At 58.3% G+C, this 26,721-nt stretch carries 23 protein-coding genes; all 23 read left to right on the top strand.

What is annotated here, in order from left to right; translation table 11 throughout:
- Window positions 1–163: 163 nt before the first annotated feature.
- Window positions 164–2,890: an FtsK/SpoIIIE family DNA translocase gene (locus H8699_RS06145; protein ID WP_249284917.1), complete on the top strand. Its 2,727-nt coding sequence runs from the start codon at window positions 164–166 to the stop codon at window positions 2,888–2,890.
- 10 nt (window positions 2,891–2,900) lie between these two features.
- Complete coding sequence (rimO, locus tag H8699_RS06140) at window positions 2,901–4,229, top strand: 30S ribosomal protein S12 methylthiotransferase RimO (protein ID WP_283244157.1); 1,329 nt, start codon at window positions 2,901–2,903, stop codon at window positions 4,227–4,229.
- Window positions 4,226–4,789 carry a CDP-diacylglycerol--glycerol-3-phosphate 3-phosphatidyltransferase gene (gene pgsA / locus H8699_RS06135; protein ID WP_249284916.1) on the top strand — a complete coding sequence of 188 codons (564 nt, stop codon included), beginning with the start codon at window positions 4,226–4,228 and terminating at the stop codon, window positions 4,787–4,789. Before rimO ends, pgsA begins: the two co-directional genes overlap by 4 nt.
- A 15-nt stretch (window positions 4,790–4,804) precedes the next feature.
- Window positions 4,805–6,061 carry a competence/damage-inducible protein A gene (locus H8699_RS06130; protein WP_249284915.1) on the top strand — a complete coding sequence of 419 codons (1,257 nt, stop codon included), beginning with the start codon at window positions 4,805–4,807 and terminating at the stop codon, window positions 6,059–6,061.
- Between the two features lie 17 nt (window positions 6,062–6,078).
- Complete coding sequence (recA, locus tag H8699_RS06125) at window positions 6,079–7,125, top strand: recombinase RecA (RefSeq protein WP_138296071.1); 1,047 nt, start codon at window positions 6,079–6,081, stop codon at window positions 7,123–7,125.
- A 195-nt stretch (window positions 7,126–7,320) separates the two neighbouring features.
- Entirely contained in the window at window positions 7,321–8,916 is a 1,596-nt protein-coding gene (gene rny / locus H8699_RS06120) for a ribonuclease Y (RefSeq protein WP_138296070.1), read from the top strand.
- A gap of 98 nt (window positions 8,917–9,014) precedes the next feature.
- Window positions 9,015–9,944 carry a dipeptidase gene (locus H8699_RS06115; RefSeq protein ID WP_249284914.1) on the top strand — a complete coding sequence of 310 codons (930 nt, stop codon included), beginning with the start codon at window positions 9,015–9,017 and terminating at the stop codon, window positions 9,942–9,944.
- A gap of 21 nt (window positions 9,945–9,965) precedes the next feature.
- Complete coding sequence (gene purB, locus H8699_RS06110; RefSeq protein ID WP_249284913.1) at window positions 9,966–11,396, top strand: adenylosuccinate lyase; 1,431 nt, start codon at window positions 9,966–9,968, stop codon at window positions 11,394–11,396.
- A 284-nt stretch (window positions 11,397–11,680) separates the two neighbouring features.
- Complete coding sequence (locus tag H8699_RS06105; RefSeq protein ID WP_138296067.1) at window positions 11,681–12,541, top strand: MurR/RpiR family transcriptional regulator; 861 nt, start codon at window positions 11,681–11,683, stop codon at window positions 12,539–12,541.
- Window positions 12,541–13,155 carry a histidine phosphatase family protein gene (locus tag H8699_RS06100; protein WP_249284912.1) on the top strand — a complete coding sequence of 205 codons (615 nt, stop codon included), beginning with the start codon at window positions 12,541–12,543 and terminating at the stop codon, window positions 13,153–13,155. The genes H8699_RS06105 and H8699_RS06100 overlap by 1 nt, the downstream gene beginning before the upstream one ends.
- Window positions 13,148–14,392 (top strand): BaiN/RdsA family NAD(P)/FAD-dependent oxidoreductase, encoded by a 1,245-nt coding sequence (locus tag H8699_RS06095; protein WP_249284911.1) that lies wholly within the window; start codon window positions 13,148–13,150, stop codon window positions 14,390–14,392. Before H8699_RS06100 ends, H8699_RS06095 begins: the two co-directional genes overlap by 8 nt.
- Before the next feature lie 23 nt (window positions 14,393–14,415).
- Window positions 14,416–14,835 (top strand): HutP family protein, encoded by a 420-nt coding sequence (locus H8699_RS06090; protein ID WP_138296064.1) that lies wholly within the window; start codon window positions 14,416–14,418, stop codon window positions 14,833–14,835.
- Between the two features lie 30 nt (window positions 14,836–14,865).
- Entirely contained in the window at window positions 14,866–15,552 is a 687-nt protein-coding gene (gene cmk / locus H8699_RS06085) for a (d)CMP kinase (RefSeq protein ID WP_249284910.1), read from the top strand.
- A gap of 54 nt (window positions 15,553–15,606) precedes the next feature.
- Entirely contained in the window at window positions 15,607–16,206 is a 600-nt protein-coding gene (locus H8699_RS06080; protein ID WP_249284909.1) for a lysophospholipid acyltransferase family protein, read from the top strand.
- Window positions 16,207–16,300: 94 nt separating this feature from the next.
- Complete coding sequence (locus H8699_RS06075; protein WP_249284908.1) at window positions 16,301–18,415, top strand: bifunctional 4-hydroxy-3-methylbut-2-enyl diphosphate reductase/30S ribosomal protein S1; 2,115 nt, start codon at window positions 16,301–16,303, stop codon at window positions 18,413–18,415.
- 225 nt (window positions 18,416–18,640) lie between these two features.
- Window positions 18,641–19,375 carry a class I SAM-dependent methyltransferase gene (locus H8699_RS06070; protein WP_249284907.1) on the top strand — a complete coding sequence of 245 codons (735 nt, stop codon included), beginning with the start codon at window positions 18,641–18,643 and terminating at the stop codon, window positions 19,373–19,375.
- Window positions 19,376–19,769: 394 nt separating this feature from the next.
- The gene (aroF, locus tag H8699_RS06065; RefSeq protein ID WP_249284906.1) at window positions 19,770–20,789 is read left to right on the top strand and encodes a 3-deoxy-7-phosphoheptulonate synthase; all 1,020 of its coding nucleotides are present in this window, start codon (window positions 19,770–19,772) and stop codon (window positions 20,787–20,789) included.
- Window positions 20,790–20,816: 27 nt separating this feature from the next.
- Window positions 20,817–21,896, top strand: coding sequence for a 3-dehydroquinate synthase (aroB, locus tag H8699_RS06060; RefSeq protein ID WP_249284905.1), 1,080 nt, complete (start codon window positions 20,817–20,819; stop codon window positions 21,894–21,896).
- Window positions 21,896–23,170: a 3-phosphoshikimate 1-carboxyvinyltransferase gene (aroA, locus tag H8699_RS06055; RefSeq protein ID WP_249284904.1), complete on the top strand. Its 1,275-nt coding sequence runs from the start codon at window positions 21,896–21,898 to the stop codon at window positions 23,168–23,170. The genes aroB and aroA overlap by 1 nt, the downstream gene beginning before the upstream one ends.
- Window positions 23,167–24,255, top strand: a complete 1,089-nt coding sequence (aroC, locus tag H8699_RS06050) for a chorismate synthase (RefSeq protein ID WP_249284903.1) — start codon at window positions 23,167–23,169, stop codon at window positions 24,253–24,255. The genes aroA and aroC overlap by 4 nt, the downstream gene beginning before the upstream one ends.
- Window positions 24,252–25,370, top strand: coding sequence for a prephenate dehydratase (pheA, locus tag H8699_RS06045; RefSeq protein ID WP_249284902.1), 1,119 nt, complete (start codon window positions 24,252–24,254; stop codon window positions 25,368–25,370). Before aroC ends, pheA begins: the two co-directional genes overlap by 4 nt.
- A gap of 12 nt (window positions 25,371–25,382) precedes the next feature.
- On the top strand, window positions 25,383–26,204 hold the full coding sequence (locus H8699_RS06040; RefSeq protein ID WP_249284901.1) for a shikimate dehydrogenase family protein: 822 nt from the start codon (window positions 25,383–25,385) through the stop codon (window positions 26,202–26,204).
- Window positions 26,201–26,710 (top strand): shikimate kinase, encoded by a 510-nt coding sequence (locus H8699_RS06035; RefSeq protein ID WP_249284900.1) that lies wholly within the window; start codon window positions 26,201–26,203, stop codon window positions 26,708–26,710. The genes H8699_RS06040 and H8699_RS06035 overlap by 4 nt, the downstream gene beginning before the upstream one ends.
- The last annotated feature ends 11 nt before the right edge of the window (window positions 26,711–26,721 follow it).

The raw sequence follows: 26,721 nt of genomic DNA, 5'->3' as shown, positions 1-26,721 counted from the left end.
ACGGCTGAATTGGTTGGATTTTAGCGAAACAGGGCTGCTTTTTGCATGCCCTGTTTTTTCTTGTGGGAAAGGCCGAATTCGTTTGAACTTAGCGGCCGTGGGCGGTATAATGTAGTAGTGTGTAAAGAAGATTTTTGAATAAAGCGTTGGAGAGGAACTACGATTGGCTACCCAAACGAAAAAAAAGAGAAAGTCTAGAAAGACGCGCTATACCAAGCAGGAGCGCAGATCGCGGGAGATCAGCGGTCTTATCGTCATAGCGATAAGCCTTTTTTTGTTACTTTGCGTGTTTGTGCCCAGCGCCATGCGCTGGACCGGGCAGATCGGCACCCTGTTTACGGATGTGCTGTTCGGCGGGCTGGGCCTGGGCGCCTATGTGCTGCCGCTGGGGCTTATGGGCATTGGCTGCTGGCTGATCTTTGGCAAGTATAATCACCACGCCACCGGCCGCACGGTGATGCAGGTGGTATTGGCCGTTGCGCTGATGGGGTTTGTGCACCTGCTGTTTTGGGATCGGTTCAGCGGGGATTCTTATTTTGCCAACATCATGTCGGCCTATCAGGTCTGTGGTGCAGAGCATATCGGCGCAGGCGTGGTCGGGACGCTGTTTGTGTATCCGCTGCAAAAATTCATCGGCGTGGCGGGCAGCTACATCGCCTTTTTGACGCTGGCCGCTATCGCCGTAGTGGTGATCTTTAATATCTCTCTGCGGGATACGGGGGAGGAGATCCATACCCAGATCAAGCAACACGTGGATCAGCACCGGGAAAAGCGCAAACAACAGCAGCTTTATATCGATGAGATTCGCCAGCAGGAGGCGCAAGAGCGGGAACAGGCTGTGGACATGCCCATCGACCGGGAGGAGCCGCAGCTCTACGATAGGGATGTATTCGACGGCCAGCAGGAGCCCCCACGGAAAAAACGCTGGGGCTTTATCGACCTGGAGGCGGAGGAATACAAGCCCGCAAAGGCAAAAAAGAGGGAGCAGGAGCCTGCCCAGCCGCAGAGCCACCTGCTGCGGGATGAGGAAACGGACCTGCAGTTTACGGCCATGGATTCGCTGCAGGAGACCCCGTTTGTCACCGAGGACGGCGCGTTGACCAGCGAAGAGAAAAACGCGGTGCTCGATCAGGTATATCCCCCCATGGAAACGGATTGGAACGCCGTTATCCCGCCGCTGGAGCGCGATGTGCAGCCGGAGTATGCGCAGGACGAGGCTGAACCCGCAGCGGATAGCGCATGGGCAGCGGAAAGTCCAGGCGCTGTACAGGAGGCTCCCTGGAAAGAGGAGCTTTGGGAGCCTGCGGTCGAGCCCGAGGCGGCTGCGCAGACGCCGGACGTGCCGCAAAATACACGCGCGGATGACGGGGAGAAAGCGGCTGACATGGCTTTTCCGCACGCCGGCGAGGAGGAGCAGGGCCCCGCGCCCTATCGCTTCCCGCCGCTGGAGCTTTTAGCGCTGCCGGCGCGCCGGGGCAACGCCATGGCCCAGGAGCAGTTGCAACATCAAAACGCCAAACTGCTGGAGGATACCCTGGCCAGCTTTGACATCTCTGCTAAAGTGCTCAGCGTCAACAGCGGGCCGGCCATCACCCGGTATGAGCTGGCGCCCGCGCCGGGCATCAAGGTCAGCCGCATCGTCAACCTGGCGGACGATATCGCGCTGAACATGGCGGCCACCGGCGTGCGCATCGAGGCCCCCATCCCCGGCAAGGCAGCCATCGGCATCGAAGTGCCCAAGAGCGATATTTCCACCGTCTGCCTGCGGGAATTGTTGGAGAGTGAGGAATTTCAACATTACCCGGGAAAAGCGGCTTTTGCTTTGGGTAAAGATATCGCCGGTAAGACCATTGTGGCGGATATCGCCAAGATGCCGCATCTGCTCATCGCAGGGGCTACCGGCTCGGGCAAGAGCGTGTGCATCAATACACTGATTATCAGCCTGCTGTATCACAGCGCTCCGGAGGATGTAAAGCTGATCATGGTGGATCCCAAGGTAGTGGAGCTTAGCGTTTACAACGGCATCCCGCACCTGCTCACCCCGGTGGTGACCGACCCTAAAAAGGCGGCCGGGGCGCTGAACTGGGCGCTAAGCGAGATGACGACGCGCTATAAGGCCTTTGCCAAGCACGGCGTGCGCGACCTGAAGGGCTATAACCAGTACCTGCTGGAAAACGGGGAGGAGAAGCTGCCTACGCTGGTGGTGATCATCGACGAGCTGGCGGACCTGATGATGGTCGCCCCCAAGGACGTGGAGGACAGCATCTGCCGTCTGGCGCAGATGGGCCGCGCGGCGGGCGTGCATTTGGTCATCGCCACCCAGCGCCCGTCGGTGGATATTATTACCGGCGTTATCAAGGCCAACATCCCTTCGCGCATCGCCTTTGCGGTATCTTCTCAGATCGATTCGCGTACCATCCTGGATATGGGCGGGGCCGAAAAGCTGCTGGGCCGGGGCGACATGCTGTATTACCCCGGTTCTATCCCCAAGCCCATCCGGGTGCAGGGCGCCTTTGTCAGCGATAAGGAGATCGGCGCCATTGTAGACTTTATCAAAGCGGGCCTGCAGGAGGAACCGCAGTATAATCCCGAGATCATCGAGGAGTTTGAAAACGCCGCGCCCGGCCTCAAGGGTGAGGATAAGGATGCGGGGGACGAGCTGTTGCCCCAGGCCATCGAGCTGGTGCTGGATTGCGGCCAGGCCTCGATTTCCATGCTGCAGCGCCGGCTTCGCATCGGCTACTCCCGCGCGGGCCACCTGATCGACGAGATGGAGGCGCGCGGGATCATCAGCGGCTTTGACGGCAGCAAGGCGCGAAAATTGCTGATCACCAAAGAAGAGTACGCGGCGCTTAGCGGCGGCGAGGAGCCGGATTTTGAAGAAGAATAGACCGGAGGGAATGCCTTTGAAGATAAGAGTGGGAATGATTGCCCTGGGATGCAATAAAAACCGCGTGGATGCGGAGGTCATGCTGGGTATTCTGCAGGAAAAGGGCTACGACTTGACCAATGATCCATCTCGGGCGCAGGTCATCATCGTCAACACCTGCGGCTTCATCGGCCCGGCCAAAGAAGAGGCCATCGAGACGATATTGGAGATGGCCCAATATAAGCAGGAGGGCGAGCTCAAGGCCCTGATCGTCAGCGGGTGCCTGGCCCAGCGCTATCCCGAGGACCTGTACCGGGATATCCCGGAGATCGATGCGGTCATCGGCATCACAGATGAGGCGGATATCGCCAAGGTGATCGAGGCCGTGCTGGCGCGCAAGCGCGTTTTGCAGGTGGCTGCGCCCGGGCTGCCCGCAGAGGAGACCGCGCGGGTACTGACCACGCCGCCCTATATGGCTTACCTGAAGATCGCCGACGGGTGTGACAACTGCTGCAGCTACTGCGCCATTCCCATGATCCGTGGCCCCTACCACAGCCGGGAGATGGATGTGCTGATCGCCGAAGCCAAACGGCTGGCGCAAAAGGGCGTCAAGGAATTGGTGCTGGTGGCCCAGGATACCACTCTTTACGGCGAAGACCTGTATGGCGAACCTCGCTTGAGCGAGCTGCTGGAGGCGGTATGCGCCATTGAGGGCATCCAATGGGTACGGGTGCTTTATACTTATCCTGAGCGAATCACCGATAAGCTGATCCAAACCATGGAGCGCAATGAGAAGATCTGCCGCTATATCGATATGCCCATCCAACACATCGACGATGCGGTTTTAGCGCGCATGAACCGCAACGGCACCGGCGCACAGATCCGGGCGCTGGCCAAGGACCTGCGCCGCCGCGGCTTTACCCTGCGCACCACGCTGATCACCGGCTTCCCCGGCGAGGATGAGGCGGCTTTTGAGGCGCTGCGCGGATTCATCGAGAGCTGCACGTTTGACAGGCTGGGCGTATTCCCCTATTCTCAAGAGGAGGGGACGCTAGCCGCCGATATGCCCGATCAGGTGGAAGAAGAATTGCGAAAGGCCCGGTGCGATGAACTGATGCAGCTGCAGCAGCGCATCTCAAAAGAGCTTTTGGCGCGCCGCATCGGCCAGGTGGAAGAGGTGCTGATTGAAGGGTACGACCTGCGGGCCAAGACCTATCTGGGCCGTTCCCGCGCGGAGGCCCCGGAGATTGATGGACAGATCCTCGTACATGCTGATACGGATCTTGCCGTGGGCGCTTTTGTGCCGGTCAGGATCACGCAGGCATTTGATTACGATCTGGAAGGGGTGGCCTTGACATGAGCGCTGCCAACAAAGTGACGCTGGCGCGGATCGCGCTGGTCCCGTTTATGATCGCCTTTATGCTGCTGGACGGAGCGGCGTTTCCCTGGGCGAAATTTGCGGCCGTGGCCATCTTTATTATCGCCGCCAGTACGGATATGCTGGACGGATACCTGGCGCGCAAAAAAAAGGAGGTCTCTCCGGTAGGCATCCTGCTGGACCCGATTGCGGACAAGCTCCTGGTCTGTTCCGCGCTGATCATCCTCACCTCGCAGGGCAAGGTGCACGCGCTGGTGGTGCTCATCATCATCATGCGGGAATTCGCCGTCAGCGGCCTGCGCCTGGTGGCGGCGGGCAGCGGGCATGAGATCATCGCCGCCAGTTGGCTGGGGAAGACCAAGACCATCACCCAAATGGTGGCCATCGGTTTTTATATCGCGGATAATTTCCCCTTTTCTTATTGGAATATCCCCTTTGCACAGATCATCATGGCCATCGCGCTGGTGTTTACGCTCTGGTCCGCGGTGGATTATTTTAAGGGAAGCTGGAGCTATTTGTCTGAAAAGAAGATGCAGCCGTAAGGAGGTCGTGGTACAATGGTACAAAGTGCGGAAATTCTCTCTGTGGGTACGGAGCTTTTGCTGGGGCAGATCGTCAATAGCGACGCCCAATATCTCTCCCAGCAGCTCTCGCCCATGGGCATCAACGTTTACCGGCATGTAACGGTGGGCGATAATGTGGAACGGCTGAAAGCCGCGCTGGCTGAGTGCCTGCAGCGCGCGGATATGGTGATCACCACCGGCGGGCTGGGGCCCACCATGGACGACCTGACCAAAGAGACCGTGGCGGAATTTTTCGGCCTGCCCATGGAGCGGGATGAGGCGACCTACGCCTGGCTTAAAGATCATTTTGAAAAGCGCGGCGCGGTCATGTCGCCCAACAATGCCAAACAGGCGGATTTCCCCAAGGGCAGTCGTATTCTGCCCAACCGCAACGGCACGGCGCCGGGCTGCGTGGTAGAGGAAAACGGCAAGGTGGTCATCGTGCTGCCCGGCCCCCCGGTGGAGCTGCATGATATGTTTGAAAACGCCGTGCTGCCCTACCTGCATTCCCTTTCGGAGGACGTGATCGTCTCCAAGATCCTGCGCTTTTTCGGCATCGGGGAGAGCGCGCTGGAATACCAGCTGCGGGAGCTGATCGCCGCGCAGACCAACCCTACCATCGCCCCTTATGCAGGCACGGGCGAGGTCACGCTGCGCCTGACGGCCAAGTGCAGGGCGCGTGAAGAGGCCGAAGGGTTGATCGCTCCGGTGGAAGCTGCGATCATGGCCCAGGTGGGCGAATACTTTTACGGCTACGGCAAGGATACGCTGGATATCGTAGTGGCGCGCAAGCTGCTGGAAAAGGGCAGGACGCTGGCCCTGGCCGAGAGCTGTACCGGCGGGATGATCGCCGCCAAGCTGGTGGGCTATCCTGGCATTTCCGAGGCGCTTTTGGAAGGGCAGGTCGTCTACAGCAACGCGGCCAAAGTGCGCCGGCTGGGCGTTAAGGAGCAGACGCTGGAGCAGTTCGGCGCGGTGAGCGAGGAGACGGCGCGGGAGATGGCCCTGGGGCTGCGCGCCCAGGTGGGGAGCGATCTGGCCCTGTCGGTCACCGGCATCGCGGGCCCGGATGGCGGCACGGCGCAAAAGCCCGTGGGGCTGGTCTACATCGGTTTGGCCCAAGAGAGCGGCGTCACGGTCAAAAAGCTCAACCTGAGCGGCGGGCGCAACCGCATCCGCAACATGGCTACACTCAACGCCCTGGATATGATCCGCCGGGCGCTGGATAAAATGGATAGAAACAGGACATAAGGGAGGAAAACATTCGTATGTTGGAAAAGCAAAAAGCCCTGGAAATGGCTTTATCCCAAATAGAACGGCAGTTTGGCAAGGGGTCGATCATGCGCCTTGGGGAGGCGGGGGCCAGGCTGAATCTGGAGGTCATCCCTACGGGCTGTCTGGAGCTCGATCTGGCGCTGGGCGTGGGGGGCATCCCCCGCGGCCGCATCATCGAGGTATATGGGCCTGAGTCTTCGGGTAAGACCACGCTGGCCCTGCATATGGTCGCCGAGGCGCAAAAGCTGAACGGCACCGCTGCTTTTATTGATGCCGAACACGCGCTGGACCCGGTGTATGCCCGCAACCTGGGCGTCAATATCGATGAGCTTTACGTCTCCCAGCCGGATACCGGCGAGCAGGCGCTGGATATTGCGGACGCACTGGTGCGCTCGGGCGCGGTGGATATCATCGTGGTGGACTCGGTGGCGGCCCTGGTACCCAAGGCAGAGATCGAGGGCGAGATGGGGGATGCGCACGTGGGTCTGCAGGCCCGGCTGATGAGCCAGGCCCTGCGCAAGCTGGCGGGCGGCATCTCCAAATCCAATTGCATACTAGTCTTTATCAACCAGCTGCGCGAAAAGGTGGGCGTAATGTTTGGTAGCCCTGAGGTGACCACCGGCGGTAAGGCGCTCAAGTTCTACGCCTCGATCCGCCTGGATGTGCGCCGGATCGAAACGCTGAAAAACGGCCAGGAGATGGTGGGTAATCGTACCCGCGTCAAGGTCGTCAAAAATAAGGTGGCGCCGCCCTTCCGGATGGCCGAATTTGATATTCTGTACGGCACGGGCATTTCCCACGAAGGGTCGCTGGTGGATATGGGCGTGGCCCATAAGATCGTCAATAAGAGCGGCTCCTGGTTCTCGTATGGGGAGATGCGCATCGGCCAGGGGCGCGAGAACGCCCGGCAGTATCTGATCGATAATCCGGATGTGGCCCGCGAGATCGAGGAGAAGATCCGCGCGGCGGTGCTGCAGGAGAAGGAAGAAAAGGAAAAGAAGGACGAACCGGCCCCGCAGCCGGCGGCAGAAAACGAGTAGTTGTAGTCCATGGGGAGAGGATAGCACAATATCTTGCGTCCTCTCCCTTTTTATACGCCCGCCTGTCCTTGACAGGGGGCTGTAAAAGCGATAAAATTGTGCTGTATGATATTCGCAGTCTGTTCTATATTTAATGATGCTGTCCGTCGCGCATTTGGGCGGGGCACATGGGGGAGGCAGGCGGCGAAATGTTAGATGAGAAACAACATAATTTATTGGAGGAGGTGCACCCTAGGATTGAACGGCAGTGATTTATTATTGCCGATTCTCTTATCTGTCATTCCAAGCTTAATCATTGGTGTTCTAGGTGGTTACTTTTATCGCAAATCGATTGCTGAAGCGAAGATCGGAAAGAGCGAGGAAAAAGCGCGCCAGATTTTGGACGATGCGCGCGCCAAAGCCGAGGCAACGAAGAAGGAAACCATTCTGGAAGCAAAAGAAGAGGTTCATCGCCTGCGCAGCGAGCAGGAGAAGGAGAACCGCGACCGCAGAAACGAACTGCAACGTATGGAGAAGCGCGTGCTTCAGAGAGAGGAAAATCTCGACCGCAAGCAGTCTTCTTTGGAATCCCGGGAGGAAAATCTTTCGCGTAAACAAAAGGAACTGGACCGGCTGCAAGAGGAGTTTGACCAGCTGCACAAAAAGCAGTTGGAGGAGCTTGAGCGTATCTCGGGCCTGACGCGGGAAGAGGCCAAGGAGCTGTTGCTGCAAACGGTTGAGAGCGACGCGCGTTATGACGCGGCGATCATGGTACGGGATATCGAGGCCCGCGCCAAGGAAGAGGCCGACAAGCGCGCGCGCAACATCGTCAGCCTGGCGATTCAGAAATGTGCGGCGGACCATGTGGCCGAGGCCACGGTTTCGGTCGTCGCGCTGCCTAACGATGAGATGAAGGGGCGTATTATCGGCCGTGAAGGGCGCAACATTCGGGCCCTTGAAACGGCGACCGGAATTGATCTGATTATTGATGATACACCGGAAGCGGTTATTTTATCGGGATTCGATCCTATCCGCAGGGAGATCGCCCGCGTGGCGCTGGAGAAGCTGATCCTAGACGGCCGCATCCATCCTGCGCGGATCGAGGAAATGGTGGAAAAGGCGCGCAAGGAAGTGGATGTGACCATCCGCGAGGCCGGCGAGGCCGCCGTGTTCGAGGTGGGTGTGCACAACCTGCACCACGAGCTGGTCAAGCTTCTGGGCCGCATGCGCTATCGCACCAGCTACGGCCAGAACGTGCTCAAGCACAGCGTAGAGGTAGCGCACCTGGCGGGGCTGATGGCCGCGGAGATCGGCGCGGATGTGACGATGGCCAAGCGCGCGGGTTTGCTGCATGATATCGGCAAATCCATCGACCATGAGGTGGAAGGCCCGCACGCCAAGATCGGCGCGGACGTGGCCAAAAAGTATCGGGAGAATCCCGATATCGTCAACGCCATCGCGGCGCACCATGGCGATGTGGAGCCTATGACGGTGGAGGCCGTACTGGTACAAGCTGCAGACGCTATTTCGGCCGCAAGGCCGGGCGCGCGGCGCGAGAAACTTGAAAATTACATTAAGCGTTTAGAAAAGCTGGAGGAGATTTCTAACTCATTTGCGGGAGTTGAGAAATCATTTGCCATTCAGGCGGGCCGCGAGGTGCGCATCATCGTTAAACCCGAGGATGTGGACGACGCCGGTACCCTGTTGGTGGCAAAGGAAATCGTTAAGAGAATTGAGCACGAGTTGGATTATCCCGGCCAGATCAAAGTGAATGTCATTCGCGAGACGCGGTCGGTAGACTACGCAAAGTAATTTGCACAAGACGAAGTGGAAAGAGGATATGCCCTAGCGGCATATCCTCTTTTTAGATGGCGCGTAAAACCTTGCGCCCACAAAAAGGGGGAAGGCTGATGATAAAAGTCTACGATGCGCACTGCGATTATCCCTGGGCACTTTTAAAAATGGAAAAGGATACATCTTTTGCGCCGCAGAATAGCCCGGAGCATCTGGCGACGGGGAGCGTCGCGCTCCAGGTGATGGCGGCCTGGTGCGGCGATGCGAAAAAGGAGGGGGCGTGCGGCGCAGCGACCCTGCAAAAGATCAGGGCCTACCGGCGCTTTCTTACGCGGGAGGCGCAGCGCGTGACCCCAGTACTCAGTCGTGACGACCTGCAAAGCGAAGGGCCGGGGCGGATATTGACCCTGCTGGCTATCGAGGGTGGGGAGGCGTTGGAGGGGAAGCTGGAACAGGTAGAAGCCTACTTTCACCTGGGGGTGCGCATGTTGGGGCTGACCTGGAATTGGAACAATCCCCTGGCAGGAGGCGCCAAAGAAGATGGCGGGCTGACGGCGTTTGGGCGGGCGGTTCTCCGGGAGATGCGTACCCTGCACATGATCCCTGACCTGGCCCATTTGAACGCGCGCAGCTTTTGGGATGTGCTGGAAAATGATCCATATCCGCCCTTTGTTTCCCACGGCAACGCGCGGGCGCTGTGCGAACACCCGCGAAACTTGACCGATGCCCAAATTAAAGCTATAATCAGTGCTGGTGGTTTCATTGGTGTGAACTTTTATCCGCCTTTTTTGCGGGCGGATGATGAAAATAGCGGCATTGCAGATGTGGTTGCGCATATTTTGCACATCCTGCAATTGGGCGGGCAAAACTGCGTGGGCCTGGGCTCTGATTTTGACGGGATGGATGTGTTGCCCAAGGGGATTGACGGGCCGCAGCATTTCCAGCGCATCCTACGCGCCCTGGGCGAAGCAGGGCTGGAAGAGGCGTGCATCGGGCGCATCGCCTACGGTAATTTAAAACGCTATCTATACGATAACTTACCATAAATTACGATGTGGAGGAGACACATGAGAGAGCTGTATGAAAACCCCCTGATATCGCGCTACGCCAGCAAGGCCATGGCGCAGAACTTTTCGGATGAGAAAAAGTTTAAGACCTGGCGCCGGCTGTGGGTCGCCCTGGCGGAAGCGGAGATGGAGCTGGGCCTGCCGATCACCCCTGACCAGGTGGAGGAGCTGCGCCGCTTTCAGGATGATATCAATTATAACGTGGCCGCCGCCCGGGAGCGCGAGGTGCGCCATGACGTGATGAGCCATGTGTACGCCTATGGCGTGCAGTGCCCTTCGGCGCGGGCCATCATCCATTTGGGCGCGACCAGCTGCTATGTGGGGGATAATGCGGATATCCTCATCATGCGGGATGCGCTGAGTATCGTTTTGGCCAAGCTGGTCAACTGCATGGCGGAGCTGGCTAAGTTCGCCCTGCAGTATAAGGATATGCCCACACTGGGCTTTACCCATTTTCAGCCCGCCCAGCTGACCACGGTAGGCAAGCGCGCCTGCCTGTGGCTGCAGGATCTGCTGATGGATCTGGAAGAACTGGAGCACGTGATCAGCATTTTAAAGATGCGCGGTGTAAAGGGCACCACCGGCACCCAGGCCAGTTTTTTAACGCTGTTTGACGGGGACCATGAGAAGGTAAAGGAGCTGGAAAAGCGGGTCGCTGCTAAGATGGGGCTGAAAGCCTGCTTTGCCGTGACCGGGCAGACCTATCCGCGCAAGCTGGATGCCATCGTGCTCAGCCAGCTTTCCGGCATCGCCCAAAGCGCTTATAAGTTTGCCGATGATATCCGGCTGCTCCAGAATATGAAGGAGATCGAAGAGCCCTTTGAAAAGAGCCAAATCGGCTCTTCCGCCATGGCCTATAAGCGCAACCCCATGCGCAGCGAGCGCATCTGCTCGCTCTCCCGGTTTGTGATGGCCAATAGCGAGAACGCGGCCATGACGGCTGCCACCCAGTGGCTGGAGCGCACGCTGGACGATTCGGCCAACAAGCGTCTGGCTGTTCCCCAGGCCTTCCTGGCGGTGGATGCGATCCTGAACATCTACCTCAACGTGGTGGATGGGCTGGTGGTCTATCCCAAGATGGTGGAAAAGCATGTGCGCGCGGAATTGCCCTTTATGGCCACCGAAACGATCCTGATGGAGGCCGTGCGCCGCGGAGGCGACCGGCAGGAGCTGCACGAGCGTATCCGCGTCCATTCTATGGAGGCGGGCCGCAGGGTCAAGATGGAGGGGATGGAGAACGACCTGCTCAGCCGTATTGCGGCAGACCCGGCCTTTGGCTTGACGCTGCAGGAGATCGATGAATTATTGGATGCCAAGCGCTTCACCGGCCGCGCCGAACAGCAGGTGGAGGAATTTGTGGCGGAAGAGATACAGCCTATTTTGGATCACTATAAGGCCTATTTGGGCCTGCGTGGGGAGGTCAACCTGTAAAGGGACCGGTTTGTGCCGCTATTGGATCGCGTTTCCCCGGGCCTGTTCGCTTGCGGACATGCGCGCAAAACAGAATAAAAACAAAGCGGCTGCGCGGTAATTGCAGCGTGCAGGGAGTGCAAGAACTCCTGCACGGATGCGATGGCTGTGCAGCCGTTGCTTGTTTTGCAGGATGGATGAAATAGATTGCAAAAACTTCTGATATGCCCTTTTTTATAAACGGGGTCTATGGTAAAATAATATCTATCCTGAGAAAGGGACGGTGGATACATTTGGAGCGTCAAATGGATTTGACCATGCGGATCAACAGCGGCTTTAAAACCATGAGCAAGGGGCAAAAGTTGATCGCCGAATATATTTTAGCCCATTACGATAAGGCAGCGTTTATGACGGCGGCCAAGCTGGCCAGCCGCATCGGCGTGAGCGAATCTACCGTGGTTCGCTTTGCTGACGCGCTGGGGTATGACGGATACCCTAAACTGCAGCGGGCACTGCAGGAGATGATCCGCACCAAGCTGACGACGGTGCAGCGCATCGAGATGACAGGGGATCAGGACGAGGCGTCGATATTGCAGTCCGTTTTTAAAACGGATATGGCCAATATCCGCTCTACGCTGGAGGAGATCGACCCGGAGGTGTTCAGCCAGGTCGTGGAGAGTATTTTTTCGGCCAAACACATCTATATTCTGGGCCTGCGCAGCGCGGCGCCGCTGGTACAGTTTTTCTCCTATTACCTCTCCTTTATTTTTGAGAATATCACGGTGGTGACCTCCGGGGTCAGCGACGTGTTCGAGCAGATCTTCAGGGCCGGAGAAGGGGATCTGCTGATCGGCGTGAGCTTTCCGCGCTATTCCTCCCGCACGGTGGAGGGGATCAATTTTGCGAAAAAGAATGGCGTCAAGATCGTATCGATCACCGACAGCCTGCTTTCGCCGCTGGCATCTCAGGCGGATCTTTGCCTGGTAGCCCGCAGCGACATGGCTTCCTTTGCGGATTCCATGGTGGCGGCCTTCAGTCTGGTCAATGCGTTGATCGTAGCCATCGGCTCGCGCAAGAAGGATGAGATTTCGCAATACTTTACCAAGCTTGAAGCGGTTTGGGACGAATACAGCGTCTATTTGGGCAAGGATAGGAATGCAAACTAATGGAATTATATATTTTCAGGCATGGGCACACGGTATGGAATGGGGAGCATCGCTTTCAGGGGCAAACGGATATCCCGCTGGACGAGCTGGGGCTTAGGCAGGTAGCCTGCCTGGCGCAGCGGGCAAAAGAACTGGATTTTAAGCGCCTGTTTACCAGCCCCTTGACCCGGGCGCGGCAGACGGCGCAGGCCATCGCGCAGGTCAAGCATCTGGAGATCGAGCCCTGGGACGACCTGCTGGAAGTGGATTTTGGCAGTTGGGAAGGGCTGAAGGTATCGGAGGCGGCCGAAACCTTTCCTGAGTTTTATGATTGCCTTTGGAAGGATCCGATGAACTGTAACCCCGAAGGGAAAGAGCGCCTGGAAACGGTGATCGCCCGCGCGCAGCGGGTGCTGGACCGCTGCACCGGGGAGTTTTCCGATGAGAACATCGGCATTGCCACCCACGGTTATTTTTCCAGCGTGCTGATGAGCTTGGCCATCGCGCGCCCTTGGGAGCAGCTGGGGGACATGCTGGTGCGCAACGCCACCTTGAGCGTGCTGCGCTGGGACGGGGCCAAGTGGACCCTGCCCACGATGGGGGATGCTGCCCATCTGGAGGCAATGGATGGATAAAAAGAGGCTGGTCGTGGTCGGCGGCGGGCCGGCGGGCATGATGGCCGCAGGCATCGCTGCGCAAAATGGCTGCGCCGTTACGCTGCTGGAGCGCAATGAGAAGCTGGGCAAAAAGCTCTATATCACCGGTAAAGGGCGCTGTAACCTGACCAACGCCTGTGCGCCGGAGGAATGGATGAACAACCTCCCGCGCAACGGCAAGTTCATGTTCAGCGCCTTTAATAGGTTTAATAACCGCCAGGTAATGGATTTTTTTGAAGCGCTGGGCGTGCCGCTGAAGGTGGAACGGGGCAACCGGGTATTCCCGGTCAGCGATAAGGCCAGCGATATCAACCGCGCCCTGGAGCGGTATCTGCGCCAAAACGGCGTTACGGTACTGCTTTCCCACCGGGTAGAGGCGCTGGAAATGGACGAGGAACGCGTAAGCGGCGTGCTTGCCGGCGGCAAACGCTTCCCCTGCGAGGCCGTGGTGGTTGCTACGGGAGGGTTGAGCTATCCCAGCACCGGCTCCACGGGCGACGGGCTAGCATGGGCCAAAGTTTTGGGCTTAAAGACCGAGCCTGCATACCCTTCTCTGATCCCTATCGAAACGCGGGAGGATTGGCCGGCGCAGTTGCAGGGGCTTTCCCTGCGCAATGTGGCGCTGACGGCCAGGCGAAACAAAAAGGTCTTGTATGCAGAGCAGGGGGAGATGCTGTTTACCCATTACGGGGTAAGCGGGCCGCTGGTGCTCTCGGCGTCCAGCCATATCGCGGGCCTGGCGTTAAATGAGATCGAGCTGAGCATCGACCTAAAGCCCGCGCTCAGTTTGCAGCAGCTGGATGCCCGGCTGGTTCGCGATTTTGAAAAGTACAGCAACAAACAGTTTATCCACGCGGTGAAGGATCTTTTTCCGCAGCGGATGGTGGAAGTGATGGTGCGCCTTTCGGGCATTGCGCCCCAAAAGGCAGCCAACCAGCTCACCCGGGCGGAGCGCGCGGCGTTTGCCGCGCTGATCAAGGCCCTGCCGCTGCACCCGAAGGCCTTGCGGCCCATCGAGGAGGCGATCATCACCCGCGGAGGGATCAGCGTGCGGGAGATCGACCCGAAGAGCATGCGGGCCAAGCGCTATCCCAACCTGTTTTTTGCAGGGGAAATGCTGGATGTTGACGGCTATACGGGCGGGTTCAACTTGCAGATCGCTTTTTCTACTGGTTATTTGGCGGGCGTTGGGGCCGCGCAGGAGATGGAGAATTAAGGCCAAAGAAAGGTGTTGAGAATATGGAGCATCTTGAAACCGGCAGCAAAGAGGTCGCACGCGCGGCGCTTTTGATCAGCTTGACCCAGACGCGCGAGCAGGAGAAACAGCTGCAAAGCCAGTTGCTTGAGCAGGGCATCCGCAGCGCGGCCGCGGACTTTGGCGGGGAATTTATCGCCTCGGTCATGAAGATCGTCGAGCGCAGCGTGGTGGCGGCCAAGCGCGAAAATGTGATCGACCTGTCCCACCACGAGGAGGGCGCGGTAGCCGGGGCCACGCGGGAGGCGCTCTCCCAGATCATGACCAAGGCCATCGGGCTGAATGTGGGCGGAAAGATCGGCATCGCCAGGTTTGAAGACCACATAGCCGTTTCCACCTTTTTCGGGATCGGACTGTTGCACTTAAACGAGGTGGCCATCGGCTTGGGCCACCGCGCCGTATAGATATCAAAGTAAAGGCAGGCGGAGAAAATCATGGAACAACAAAAGATCAATATCGCTTTGGATGGCCCGGCGGGCGCGGGAAAGAGCACCATTGCCAAACAGCTGGCCCAAAAATTAGATATACTTTATCTGGACACCGGCGCCATGTACCGGGCGCTGGGGCTAAAGGCTAAAAAATGCGGGGTGGACCCCAAGGACCGCGCCAAGGTCGAGGCGCTGCTGCCCGATACTCGGGTGGATGTGATCTATCAAAACGGGCAGATGCGCGTAGAGCTGGACGGGGAGAATGTGGAGCCGGCCATCCGTACCCAGGAGATGGGGATGTACGCCTCCGCCGTGGCGGCCCATCCCGGCGTGCGGGAATACTTGGTGGAGCTGCAGCGTAAAATCGCCCTGGAGAACGATTTGGTGCTGGATGGGCGCGATATCGGGACCTGCGTGCTGCCCGACACACGGTATAAATTCTTCATCACCGCTTCGTTGGAGGAGCGGGCGCGCCGGCGCTTTGCAGAGTTGGTGCAAAAGGGTGAGAAAAGCGAGAGCTTTGAAGCGGTCAAAGCCGCCATGGCCCAGCGCGATAAGGCGGATGCCGAACGCGAGTTTTCGCCGCTGTCCTGCGCGGACGACGCGGAGGTGGTGGACACCACTGAGATGGATATCGACGAGGTGGTGGACTTTCTCATCGAGGCGATCGATACCCGCCGCCATCAGGCGTAGCGCAGGGCTGCCTAACAAAGGCATTAAAAGAAATCAAAGGGGTGCCGCTTTTTCATGTGGTATAGGATCTTCCGGGTGGTCGTCAATTTCCTGGCGTTTGTGCTCTGCCGCACGCGCGTCGTAGCCGGAGCGGATTATCTTCGCGAAGTCGTCAAAGGCCGGGCGATCATCATCGCCAACCATATCCATTGGAACGACCCGATGGTGGTGGCGGCCTGTATTAAACGCAAGATCTATATCATGGCCAAGGAGGAGCTCTTCCGCAACAGAATCGTGGCCTGGGCCATCGGCGAATTTAACGTGTTCCCCGTAAAGCGCGGCAAGGCAGATATCGGGGCCATCAAAAAGGCGCTCAAAGTCCTGCGGGAGGATACGCCGCTTTTGATCTTTCCCGAGGGTACGCGCAGCCGAGATGGGGAGCTACTGCCGTTTTTTGACGGGCCGGCCTCGCTGGCCCTAAAGACGCAGGCGCCGGTTTTGCCGATCTATATCGCCCCTTATCACATAGGCGGTAAGGTGCGCCTGTATGTGGGCGAACCCATCGAACTGGCTGCGGCGCTGCCGGAGACGCTAAAAGGCGCCCAGCGCATTGAAGCGGCCAATAAGCTGCTGGAAACCAGCGTGCAAACGCTGAAGGACCGTGCCGAATTATGAAAAATTAAAAAATTTGTTTCAAAAAGAAGGAATTTTGCATAAACCCATCGAATGTGCTTTAGGTACGTAAAAAAAGAGGTTTATTGCCGTAAGAATGGAACTGATTATTGCTAAGCACGGCGGGTTTTGCTTTGGAGTAAAACGCGCGGTAGAGGCTGCGTTAGATGCAGCAAAGGCGGGCGGGGTTTATACGCTCGGGCCGATTATCCATAACCCCTCGGTAGTGGCGGCATTGGCTAAACAGGGTGTACAGGTGGTTAACGCGATCGAAGAGATCGCCGGACGCGGCACGGTCGTGATCCGTTCCCACGGCGTACCCCCGCAAATGATTACACAATGCGAGGCACTTGGACTTCATATCATTGATGCTACCTGCCCTTATGTTAAACGCATTCACGAAAGGGTTGTGCAGGCACGTCAGAGCGGGCGTCACGTCTACATTATCGGTGAGGAGAAGCACCCAGAGGTCATGGGCATCGCCGGTTGGGCGGGAGAGGACGCAACGGTTTTACTCAATAGCCAAGAGGCTGAAAATATTCCAAAAACTCAATATGGGCTCGCCGTGGCGCAGACCACGGCCCTGCGCTCAAACTTTGAGCAGACAGTGGTTGTGCTGCGAGAAAAAGTGGCGAATCTGGAGGTATTTGACTCCATCTGCCAGGCGACGGCCAGGCGCCAGGCTGAGGCGCGGGAGATTGCGCAAAAATGCGATGCCGTTCTGGTTTTAGGCGGCAAAAACAGCAGCAATACGCGTAAGCTCTTTGAGATTGCTTGCCAGCACACTTCCCGTGTGTTTGCAATAGAGTCGGCCGAGGAAATTCCGCTTGCGGAGTTTAAGCCGGACGACGTTGTTGGGATCATTGCCGGCGCATCCACGCCGGAATGGATAATTAAGGAGGTAGTTTGTAGGATGAGCGTGTTGGACATGAACGAACAGGTCGACGAGGTTATGCAAGAGGGGGCTGCTGCCGCGGAGCAGGAAGCGGTAGCGCAGGTCGACCAGCCCGCGGAGGCCGCCGAGAGCGAAGAGTCGCAGCAGGATGCGGATTTTATGCAGAGCGTAGAGGAGACGTTGCGCGTTCTGCGGAAAGGACAGGTGCTCACGGGCAAGATTGTTCAGATCACTGAGAACGAGGTCTGTGTGAACATCGGCTATAAGTCCGATGGATTCATTCCCAAGAACGAGTTCTCTGACGACATGGACGTGGATCTGCGCACGGTGGTGAACGTCGGCGATGAGATCGATGTTTGCGTGCTGAAGGTCAACGACGGCGAAGGTAATGTTCTGCTTTCCAAAAAGCGCGTGGACTCCCGGAAAAACTGGGGCACCGTGATGGAAATGTTCAAAAATAACGAGTATGCTGAGGGCGTGTGCAAAGAGGTCGTCAAGGGCGGCGTCATTGCCAATATCCTGGGCATCCGTGCCTTTATCCCCGCTTCGCAGCTTTCCCAGAATTATGTGGAAAACATGCAGCAGTTCGTGGGGCAGACCCTGCAGCTGAAGATCATTGAGGTGGACGAGGGCCGCAAGCGCGTAGTCGCCTCTCGCCGCGCGGTCCTGGCCGAGCAGGCCGAGGCCAAAAAGAAGGAAGCTTGGGAGAAGCTGACCGCTGGCGAGACCATCGTGGGTACGGTCAAGCGCATTACGGACTTTGGCGCGTTTGTGGATGTGGGCGGTATCGACGGCCTGCTGCACGTGACCAATATGTCCTGGGGCCGCGTCAACCATCCCTCGGATGTTGTGAAGCCCGGCGACGAGATCGAGGTATTGATCCTGGCGCTGGATCCCGAGAAGGAGCGCGTATCCCTGGGCCGCAAGCAGCTGCTGCCCAAGCCTTGGGAAGTGGCCGAGCAGAAGTACCCGGTAGGCTCCATTGTGGAGGGTACCGTGGCGCGCATCGTTTCCTTCGGTGCGTTTATCGAGCTGGAGCCGGGTCTTGACGGTCTGGTGCACATCTCGCAGATCGCCCGCCACCGCATCGACAAGGTGGAAGATGTGCTGGAAGTCGGCCAGAAGATCCAGGCCAAGGTGCTGGATGTGAATACGGCGGATAAGCGCATCAGCCTGTCCATCCGCGAGGCGCTGCCCGAGGAGGAGGCGCCGCGCTATGATGACCATGAGGATAGCATGGAGGATTCCTTGTATATCCCGCCCCAGGAGGAGACCACCTTCTCCCTGGCGGATTTCTTCCCGAAGCAGGATGACTAATCCCTTGCGGGAGCAGCGATAGTTGATTAAAAAAAGCGGGCCAAGCGGCCCGCTTTTTTGTATAGAAAAGTTCGGGGGTGGCATACTAGTACTGCCTCATAATTTCATGAACCCCCTTCTTAAATGGCGCTTTGGGCCCGTGCAGGGCCTTAAGCGCCCCTTTTTTACGGTTTGACAGCGTGGAGCATACGCGGTAGACTGGTTAAAACCAATGAGGAGGAAATCATGCCTGAAAACAAGTACGACGACCCGGTTTTTTTCAAAAAGTACAGCCAAATGGACCGTTCCCGCCAAGGCTTGGACGGCGCAGGGGAGTGGGAAACGCTAAAAGCGCTGCTGCCGGATTTTAAGGGCAAGCGTCTGCTGGACCTGGGTTGCGGCTATGGCTGGCATTGTATCTATGCCATGGAGCAGGGCGCCTCTAGCGCGACCGGGATTGATATTTCCGAAAAAATGCTGGCCGTGGCACGGGAAAAGACCCGCTGGGAGAATGTAACCTATGCCCGCATGCCGATTGAGGCTATCGAATTTGCGCAGAATAGTTTTGATATCGTGCTAAGCTCCCTGGCGCTGCACTATGTTCCCTCCTTTGACACGGTGGCAAAGCGGGTGCGTCCCTGCCTGAAGCAGGGCGGCAGCTTTGTCTTTTCCGTGGAACATCCCATCTTTACCGCCGAGGGTTCGCAGGACTGGGTGTACGATGACCGGGGGCAGATCGCCCATTTCCCGGTAGATAACTATTTTTACGAGGGGGAGCGCAGGGCGAATTTTCTGGGCGAAACGGTTACGAAATACCATAAGACCCTGACCACCTATCTGGACGGGCTGCTGAACAATGGCTTTGAACTGACGCGGATTGTAGAGCCGAAGCCGCCTGCATCGATGATGGACCGCCCCGGAATGAAGGATGAGATGCGCAGGCCCATGATGCTGATCGTTTCGGCGCGCCGCAGGGATTAAACGCGTTGCGCAAAACCGTAAAAATTATGGCTTTTCGAAAAATCGGGCGATTTGCGGTTGACAAATGCCCTTGAATCTGTATAATTATAAACAAGTTAGATTGACTAACAAAAATCATTGAGGAAGGATGAGGCAGCGTGAAGGCGAACGAAAACCGTTCTTTTACCTTTACGTACCGCAGCTATCGATTTAGCTACGGCTTTTTGTGCTGTCAAAAAGTCCTTTTCAATGATTGCTTTAATCCGGCATAAACCAAGGTTCCCGTCAGGGCGGCGCCGCTAAGCGCAGCTGCGGGCGGATCGATCAGGTTCCAAATGTACAGGAAAAGAGAGCTCATTGAAGAGCTCTCTTTTTTGTTTTTATCCAAAGCGACTATTTTAAAGGAGAGATAATCATGATTATCGTATTAAAGCCCGGTACGCAGCAGGAAGAGATTCAAAAACTGACTAAACAGCTGGAGGCCAAAGGCGTTTCCGTCAATCCCGTTATCGGTACGGATCTGAGCATCCTGGGTTTAGTGGGCGATACCAGCAAGATCGACCCCACCCAGGTAGAAGCCAACCGCAATGTGGAGCGGGTGATGCACGTGGCCGAGCCCTTCAAAAAGGCCAACCGCATGTTCCACCCGGAGGATACCGTGGTGGAGGTACGCGGCCGCAAGATCGGGGGCAAGGAACTCACCATCATAGCCGGCCCCTGCTCGGTAGAGAGCGAGGAGCAGATCATTGCCATCGCTCAGGAGGTCAAAGCCAAGGGAGCCACGCTGCTGCGCGGCGGCGCTTTCAAGCCCCGCACCTCGCCTTATGCCTTCCAGGGCTTGAAATACGACGGACTGGAGCTGCTGAAAAAGGCCCGCGAGGCCACCGGCCTTCCCATCGTGACCGAGATCATGGCCCCTCAGGATATCGAGGTGTTTGAGCGGGATGTGGACGTGATCCAGGTAGGCGCGCGGAACATGCAGAACTTCACCCTGCTCAGCGAGCTGGGAAGGACCCGCAAGCCGATTTTGCTAAAACGCGGCTTATCTGCTACCATTGAGGAGTGGCTGATGAGCGCGGAATACATCATGGCCGAGGGGAACGATCAGGTCATTTTGTGCGAGCGCGGCATCCGTACCTTTGAGACCTATACCCGCAACACGCTGGATTTGAGCGCTATCCCGGCCATCAAAAAACTCAGCCATCTGCCGGTGATCGTAGATCCCAGCCATGCTACCGGCAAATGGTGGATGGTCGAGCCGCTGGCCAAGGGCGCGGTAGCGGTCGGGGCGGACGGGCTGATCGTCGAGGTGCATAACGACCCGCAAAACGCGCTTTGCGACGGGCAGCAGTCCATCAAACCCTGCGTGTTCGGCGAGCTGATGCAGGATATCGCGCCCATCGCCACGGCGGTAGGCCGGGAAATGGCGCTTTAAGCAAGAGGCTTTGAAAGGGGTTAAGTGATGCGACGCGTACTGAATGTGCAGCTTAAGGAGCGGGGCTATCCGCTCGTGATAGAAGAGGGCCTGCTCGAAAGAATCGGCGAGGAAGTGCGGGCGGTCTATCCTGCGGAGCGGGCCTTTATTTTGACGGACCGCAACGTGGACGCCCAGTACGGGGCGAAGGTCGAAAGCGCCCTGCGCGGCGCGGGCTATCAAACGGCCAAAATGGTGCTGGAGCCCGGAGAGGCGACCAAAGCCTTTCCATCGCTGGTGCCTATCTACAGCGCGCTGCTGGAAAACAAGATGACCCGTACGGATCTGATGATCACCCTGGGCGGCGGCGTGGTGGGCGACCTGGGCGGCTTTGCCGCCTCCACCTACCTGCGCGGCATTCCCTTTATCCAGATCCCCACCTCTTTATTGGCCCAGGTCGATAGTTCGATCGGCGGCAAAGTAGCGGTGGACCTGCCGCAGGGCAAGAACCTGGTGGGGAGCTTTTACCAACCTAAAGCTGTTTTTATCGATCCGGTGGTGCTGGATACGCTTCCAGAACGTTATTTTAAGGACGGAATGGCAGAAGTGATCAAATACGGCTGCATTTGCGACCGGGCCTTTTTTGATAGGCTGGCCGCTTCGCCCACCCGGGCGCAGCTCTCGGCGTGGATGGACGAGCTGGTCTACCGCTGCTGCGATATCAAGCGCCAGGTGGTCGAGGCAGACGAGCGGGATATGGGCGGGCGCATGGTACTCAACTTTGGCCATACCTTGGGGCATGCCATCGAAAAGTACTATCACTTTGGCAAATACAGCCATGGCGAGGCGGTGGCGCTGGGGATGGTGGCCATCACGCGCCTGAGTGAGGCGCGCGGGCTGACGCCTGCGGGCACAGCCCAATGCATTGCCGATGCCCTGAAGGCGCACGGCTTGCCCTATGATGATCCGCTTCCGCCCATGGCACAGCTGCTGGAGGCCATCGCCCACGATAAAAAGAACCTGGGCGCGCGGCTGAAGCTGATCCTGCTGCGGCAGATCGGGGCGTGTTTTATCGCCGATGAAACGGCCGCTTTTTTTGAAAAGAACGATGTGGATGGGATAGAATAATGGAAACGATGCAAATTGCCCCCGCGCGGCTTTGCGGCAGTATACGGGTCCCTTCTTCCAAAAGCCTGGCTCACCGCGCCGTGATCGCCGCATCCCTTTGCCAGGGGAAAAGTGTGCTGCGCGGGGTGGATTTAAACGATGATGTGCGCGCCACGCTGGCGGGCATGCAGGCGCTGGGTGCGCAGGCTGCCTGGCAAGAGGGGCGGCTGGCGGTGCAGGGGCTGCATGCCGGGGAGAGGGCACAGGGCGATTGCTTGATCGACTGCAACGAATCCGGCTCTACGCTGCGCTTTCTCATCCCGCTGGCGTTGGCACTGTGGGGGGAGGCGACCACCTTTATTGGACGGGGCAACCTGGGCAAGCGGCCGCTGGATCCCTTTTTTGAGATCATGCGAGCACAGGGCCTGCCCTTTTCCCATGAGGGGGATCCGCTCTGCCTGAAGGTGCGCGGGCCGCTTCAAAGCGGAAAATTTGCGCTGCGGGGGGACATCAGCTCACAGTTCTTAACCGGCTTACTGTTCGCGCTGCCCCTGTTGCAGGGCGATTCTGACATCGAATTGACGACGCCGCTGCAATCGGCGGGCTATGTGGAGCTGACGCTGGACGTGCTGCGGGATTTCGGCATCAAAGTCGTACCTACGCCGGGCGGCTACCATGTGCCGGGCGGCCAGCATTATTGCGCGGGCAGCTATGCGGTGGAGGGCGATTATTCCCAAGCGGCTTTCTTTTTGGTGGCAGGCGCCCTAGGCAGCGATGTGGCCGTTCAGGGCCTGCGGGCAGATTCCCATCAGGGGGACCGGCTGGTGATGGACATTTTGCAGCGAATGGGCGCACAATTTAATTGGACGGGCGACGCGCTGCAATGCCGCGCGCCGCAGGGGCTGCGGGGGACCCGGATCGACGCGGCCCAGTGCCCGGACATTATCCCGCCGCTGGCGGTAGCGGCTGCGCTGGCCTGTGGACGCACCGAGGTGGTAAACGCCGGGCGACTGCGCATTAAGGAGTGCGACCGGCTTTCCGCCATCGCCCATGAGCTTGGCGCCCTGGGGGCGCATATCACAGAGCAGCCGGACAGTCTGATAATCGATGGCGTTGCATCGCTATCCGGCGGCAGGGCCTTTAGCCATCAGGATCACCGCATTGCGATGATGCTGGCCATTGCGGCCACGCGATGCGATAAACCGGTCCTGCTGCAGGAACCGGGCTGTGTATCCAAGTCCTACGGCAATTTTTATGAGGATTATCAAAAGGTAGGGGGCGTTTGCGGGCGATGAGCGGCATATTTGGCGAGAATATCAAGGTTTCGATCTTTGGCGAATCTCATGGCGGGGGCATCGGGGTGACCCTGCACGGCCTTCCCAGCGGCGTTGCGCTGGATATGGAGGCCATCTCCCGGGAGATGGCGCGCCGCGCGCCGGGCGGCAGCCCCTTATCCACCGCGCGCAGCGAGGCGGATGAGCCTGAGATCCTCAGCGGCTTTTTTAATGGTTTTACTACCGGTACTCCGCTTACGGCGCTGATCCGCAACCGGGATACCCGCTCGCGGGACTACGCGCAGCTGCAGGATACCGTGCGGCCCGGCCATGCGGATTATACCGGCGCGGTGCGCTATGCCGGCTTTCAGGATTATCGGGGCGGCGGGCATTTTTCAGGCCGCATCACCGCGCCTTTGGTCTTTGCCGGGGCGGTATGCAAGCAGATTTTAAAGCGCAAGGGCGTCGTGATCGGCGCGCATATCCTTTCGATTCATGCGGTGCAGGACCGGGCGCTGGAGATTGAAACCTGTACTGAACAGATCCTTGCGGGGTTCGCCGGGCAGGAACTGCCGGTGCTGGACGCACAGGCTGGCGCGGCTATGCGGGAGGCGATCCTAGAGGCCAAAAAGCAGGGCGATTCGGTGGGCGGCGTGATCGAGTGCGCGGCCGTCGGCCTGGCCGCCGGCATTGGGGATCCGTTTTTCGATTCGGTCGAGTCGGTACTCAGCCACATACTGTTCGCCATCCCCGGCGTCAAGGGCGTGGCGTTTGGCGGCGGGTTTGCCATGGCGTCGCAACGCGGCTCCCAGTGTAACGATCCTTTTTATTACGACGGGCAGGGCCGGGTGCGCACCCGCACCAACGTAAACGGCGGCGTAAACGGGGGGATCACCAACGGCATGCCGCTGTGCTTTCAGGTAGCCTGCCGGCCTACGGCTTCCATCGCCAAAGAGCAGGATACGGTTTCGCTGGAGAAAAAGCAGCCCGCAAAGCTCATCGTGCACGGCCGGCACGACCCCTGCATCGTCCCTCGGGCGGTGCCGGTGGTGGAGGCGGCGGCGGCCATCGCGATTTTGGATATGATGGGGGGAAGAAGAGCATGACGGAATTAGAACAATACCGCGCTAAAATAGACGAGCTGGATCGGCAGATGACGGCGTTGTTTGAGCAGCGCATGGATGTGTGCAAGCGCGTGGTGCAGTATAAGGCCCAAAATGGAATGGAAATTTTGCAGGCCGGCCGGGAGGACGTAGTGCTGCAAAAGGCGCGGAATAACCTGAAGGATCAGGACTATGGCGAGGATATCGAGGAATTTTACCGCCAGATGATGAAGATCAGCCGGGGGATTCAGGCCCGGGAGATGGAGCGAATGGGCGTTTCCAAGGAAGAGCCCAAACCGGCGGTGGTGGGTTTCCAAGGGGTAGCGGGCTCCTTTTCGGAGGAGGCGTTGCTCATGGCCTTCGCGCCGGATCAGCCGCGCAGGAATTACCCCAGCTTCGAAGAGGTCTTTGTGGCGCTTAAAAGTGGGGAGATCGACTACGGGGTGCTGCCCATCGAGAACTCTTCTACCGGCTCGATCAACGCGGTGTACGACCTTTTGATGAAGTATGATTTCTATATCGCCCAGGAGGTATTCGTGCCCGTGGCCCAGCACTTGCTGGCACTGCCGGCCGCCTCGATGGAGGATATCCGGGAGGTCTATTCCCACGAGCAGGGGTTTGAACAGAGCCGGGCATTTCTGGCTCAGCATCCTGATTGGAAGCAGATCCCCTATCATAACACGGCCATCAGCGCCCAGATGGTGAGCCAGGCCGGTGACGTGCACAAGGCCGCCATTGCCAGCGGGCGCGCGGCGGAGCTTTACGGGCTAAAGATCCTGCGGCCCACCATCAATACCGAAAAGCACAATTACACCCGCTTTATCATCGTGGCCAAGGCTCTTCAGCCCCAGGCGGACGCCAATAAGATCAGCATGGTCTTTACCCTGCCCAATGAGCCGGGCGCGCTGTACGGCGTGCTTAAGGAGTTTGCCAAAGGGGATATCAATATGTTGAAGCTGGAGTCCCGCCCGGCGCCGGGTAAGACGTGGGAATACGTATTTTATGCCGATTTTGAGGTGGCCCATGGCCTTTCTCAGGCGCAGCCCATCGTTCAGGCGCTTTGGGGCCAGGGCGTGGCGGCCAAGCTGATCGGCGCTTATAAAAAGCAGAACCAGTAGGACGGTGGAAAGATGGAATTTTATGGTTTGATCGGGGAAAAGCTGGGGCACAGCTATTCACCCCAGATACAGCAGCGCCTGCTGGAGCTGCTGGGCGTACAGGGCGGCTACAAGCTTTTTGAAATACCCAAGGATAAAATCGGCGGCGCGGCGGCGGCGATCCGTTTGTTGGGGATCAAGGGCGTGAATGTGACCATTCCCTATAAGCAGGAGCTGCTAAGGCAGGTAGACGCGCTCTCGCCGGAGGCAGAGGCGCTCGGCGCGGTCAACACCCTGCTGCTGCAGGAGGACGGATCGCTTTACGGCGCCAATACGGATTACTTTGGCTTTGGCCGCATGCTGGCCAGCGCGGATATTCCGGTCCGGGGCAAGGTCTGCGTGGTGCTGGGCGCGGGGGGCGCGTCCAAGGCCGTGCTGGCTTATTTAAAAGATGCGGGAGCCAGGATGATTTATCTGGTCTCGCGCGACCCCGCCCGGCCGGTCTCGCTGCCCAATGGGGTGTGCGTGACCCACGTGGGCTATTCGCAGCTTGATGCGCTCAAGGGGGATGTGCTGATCAACACCACGCCCGTGGGCATGTACCCCAATACCGGGATATCGCCAGTGGCGCCGGAGGTGATCGCGCAGTTCGATGCGCTGGTGGACCTGATCTATAACCCCACTGAAACGGAATTTTTGCGTTTGGGACGCGGTATGGGCAAAACCACCTGCGACGGGCTTTACATGCTGGTGGCACAGGCCGCCAAATCCCAGGAGATCTGGCAGGGCCGCCCGGTAGAAGAGGCGGTCATCCGCCAGATTTACGGGGAAATGAAAGAGGAGTTGGCGCGATGAGCGAGAATAGGATAGAAGGGGAAAATATCGTTCTGGTGGGGATGCCCGGAAGCGGGAAGACCACCATCGGCAAACTGGCGGCAAAGGCTCTGGGCTATGATTTTTGCGATATGGACGACCTGATCGAGGAGATCTCGGGTCAGACCATACCGGAGCTGTTCGCCGTGGGAGAGCCGCTGTTTCGCCAATGGGAGACCGAGGCCTGCCGCAAACTGGCCAAGTTTACCCATACCGTGATCGCCGGCGGAGGCGGCGTCGTGCTGCGGGCGGAGAACGTGGCGCTGCTGCGCCAGGCTGGCCGGGTATTGTTCCTCAACCGGCCCATTGAAAGTATTGCTGCCGATATCGATACCACCACACGCCCGCTGCTGGCACAGGGGGTGCAGCGGCTGTATGTGCTCAAGCGTGAGCGGGAGGCGCTTTACCGCGCGGCGGGGGATGAGATCCTCAACGATACCACTCCCGAGGAGACGGTGCGCCGGATCTGCGCTACACTGAATAAATAGGGAGGCTGGAT

This window comes from Luoshenia tenuis (assembly GCF_014384745.1).
Classification (GTDB): Bacteria; Bacillota; Clostridia; order Christensenellales.
The sequence above is the reverse complement of the archived record's forward strand: the minus strand, read 5'-3'. Positions and strand labels throughout refer to the sequence as shown.

What these genes read in the sequence shown, in the direction of transcription:
- rimO (WP_283244157.1), top strand. Translation starts at nt 2,901, where the DNA reads ATGCCTTTGAAGATAAGAGTGGGAATGATTGCCCTGGGATGCAATAAA.
- pgsA (WP_249284916.1), top strand. Translation starts at nt 4,226, where the DNA reads ATGAGCGCTGCCAACAAAGTGACGCTGGCGCGGATCGCGCTGGTCCCG.
- H8699_RS06130 (WP_249284915.1), top strand. Translation starts at nt 4,805, where the DNA reads ATGGTACAAAGTGCGGAAATTCTCTCTGTGGGTACGGAGCTTTTGCTG.
- recA (WP_138296071.1), top strand. Translation starts at nt 6,079, where the DNA reads ATGTTGGAAAAGCAAAAAGCCCTGGAAATGGCTTTATCCCAAATAGAA.
- rny (WP_138296070.1), top strand. Translation starts at nt 7,321, where the DNA reads ATGAGAAACAACATAATTTATTGGAGGAGGTGCACCCTAGGATTGAAC.
- H8699_RS06115 (WP_249284914.1), top strand. Translation starts at nt 9,015, where the DNA reads ATGATAAAAGTCTACGATGCGCACTGCGATTATCCCTGGGCACTTTTA.
- purB (WP_249284913.1), top strand. Translation starts at nt 9,966, where the DNA reads ATGAGAGAGCTGTATGAAAACCCCCTGATATCGCGCTACGCCAGCAAG.
- H8699_RS06105 (WP_138296067.1), top strand. Translation starts at nt 11,681, where the DNA reads ATGGATTTGACCATGCGGATCAACAGCGGCTTTAAAACCATGAGCAAG.
- H8699_RS06100 (WP_249284912.1), top strand. Translation starts at nt 12,541, where the DNA reads ATGGAATTATATATTTTCAGGCATGGGCACACGGTATGGAATGGGGAG.
- H8699_RS06095 (WP_249284911.1), top strand. Translation starts at nt 13,148, where the DNA reads ATGGATAAAAAGAGGCTGGTCGTGGTCGGCGGCGGGCCGGCGGGCATG.
- H8699_RS06090 (WP_138296064.1), top strand. Translation starts at nt 14,416, where the DNA reads ATGGAGCATCTTGAAACCGGCAGCAAAGAGGTCGCACGCGCGGCGCTT.
- cmk (WP_249284910.1), top strand. Translation starts at nt 14,866, where the DNA reads ATGGAACAACAAAAGATCAATATCGCTTTGGATGGCCCGGCGGGCGCG.
- H8699_RS06080 (WP_249284909.1), top strand. Translation starts at nt 15,607, where the DNA reads ATGTGGTATAGGATCTTCCGGGTGGTCGTCAATTTCCTGGCGTTTGTG.
- H8699_RS06075 (WP_249284908.1), top strand. Translation starts at nt 16,301, where the DNA reads ATGGAACTGATTATTGCTAAGCACGGCGGGTTTTGCTTTGGAGTAAAA.
- H8699_RS06070 (WP_249284907.1), top strand. Translation starts at nt 18,641, where the DNA reads ATGCCTGAAAACAAGTACGACGACCCGGTTTTTTTCAAAAAGTACAGC.
- aroF (WP_249284906.1), top strand. Translation starts at nt 19,770, where the DNA reads ATGATTATCGTATTAAAGCCCGGTACGCAGCAGGAAGAGATTCAAAAA.
- aroB (WP_249284905.1), top strand. Translation starts at nt 20,817, where the DNA reads ATGCGACGCGTACTGAATGTGCAGCTTAAGGAGCGGGGCTATCCGCTC.
- aroA (WP_249284904.1), top strand. Translation starts at nt 21,896, where the DNA reads ATGGAAACGATGCAAATTGCCCCCGCGCGGCTTTGCGGCAGTATACGG.
- aroC (WP_249284903.1), top strand. Translation starts at nt 23,167, where the DNA reads ATGAGCGGCATATTTGGCGAGAATATCAAGGTTTCGATCTTTGGCGAA.
- pheA (WP_249284902.1), top strand. Translation starts at nt 24,252, where the DNA reads ATGACGGAATTAGAACAATACCGCGCTAAAATAGACGAGCTGGATCGG.
- H8699_RS06040 (WP_249284901.1), top strand. Translation starts at nt 25,383, where the DNA reads ATGGAATTTTATGGTTTGATCGGGGAAAAGCTGGGGCACAGCTATTCA.
- H8699_RS06035 (WP_249284900.1), top strand. Translation starts at nt 26,201, where the DNA reads ATGAGCGAGAATAGGATAGAAGGGGAAAATATCGTTCTGGTGGGGATG.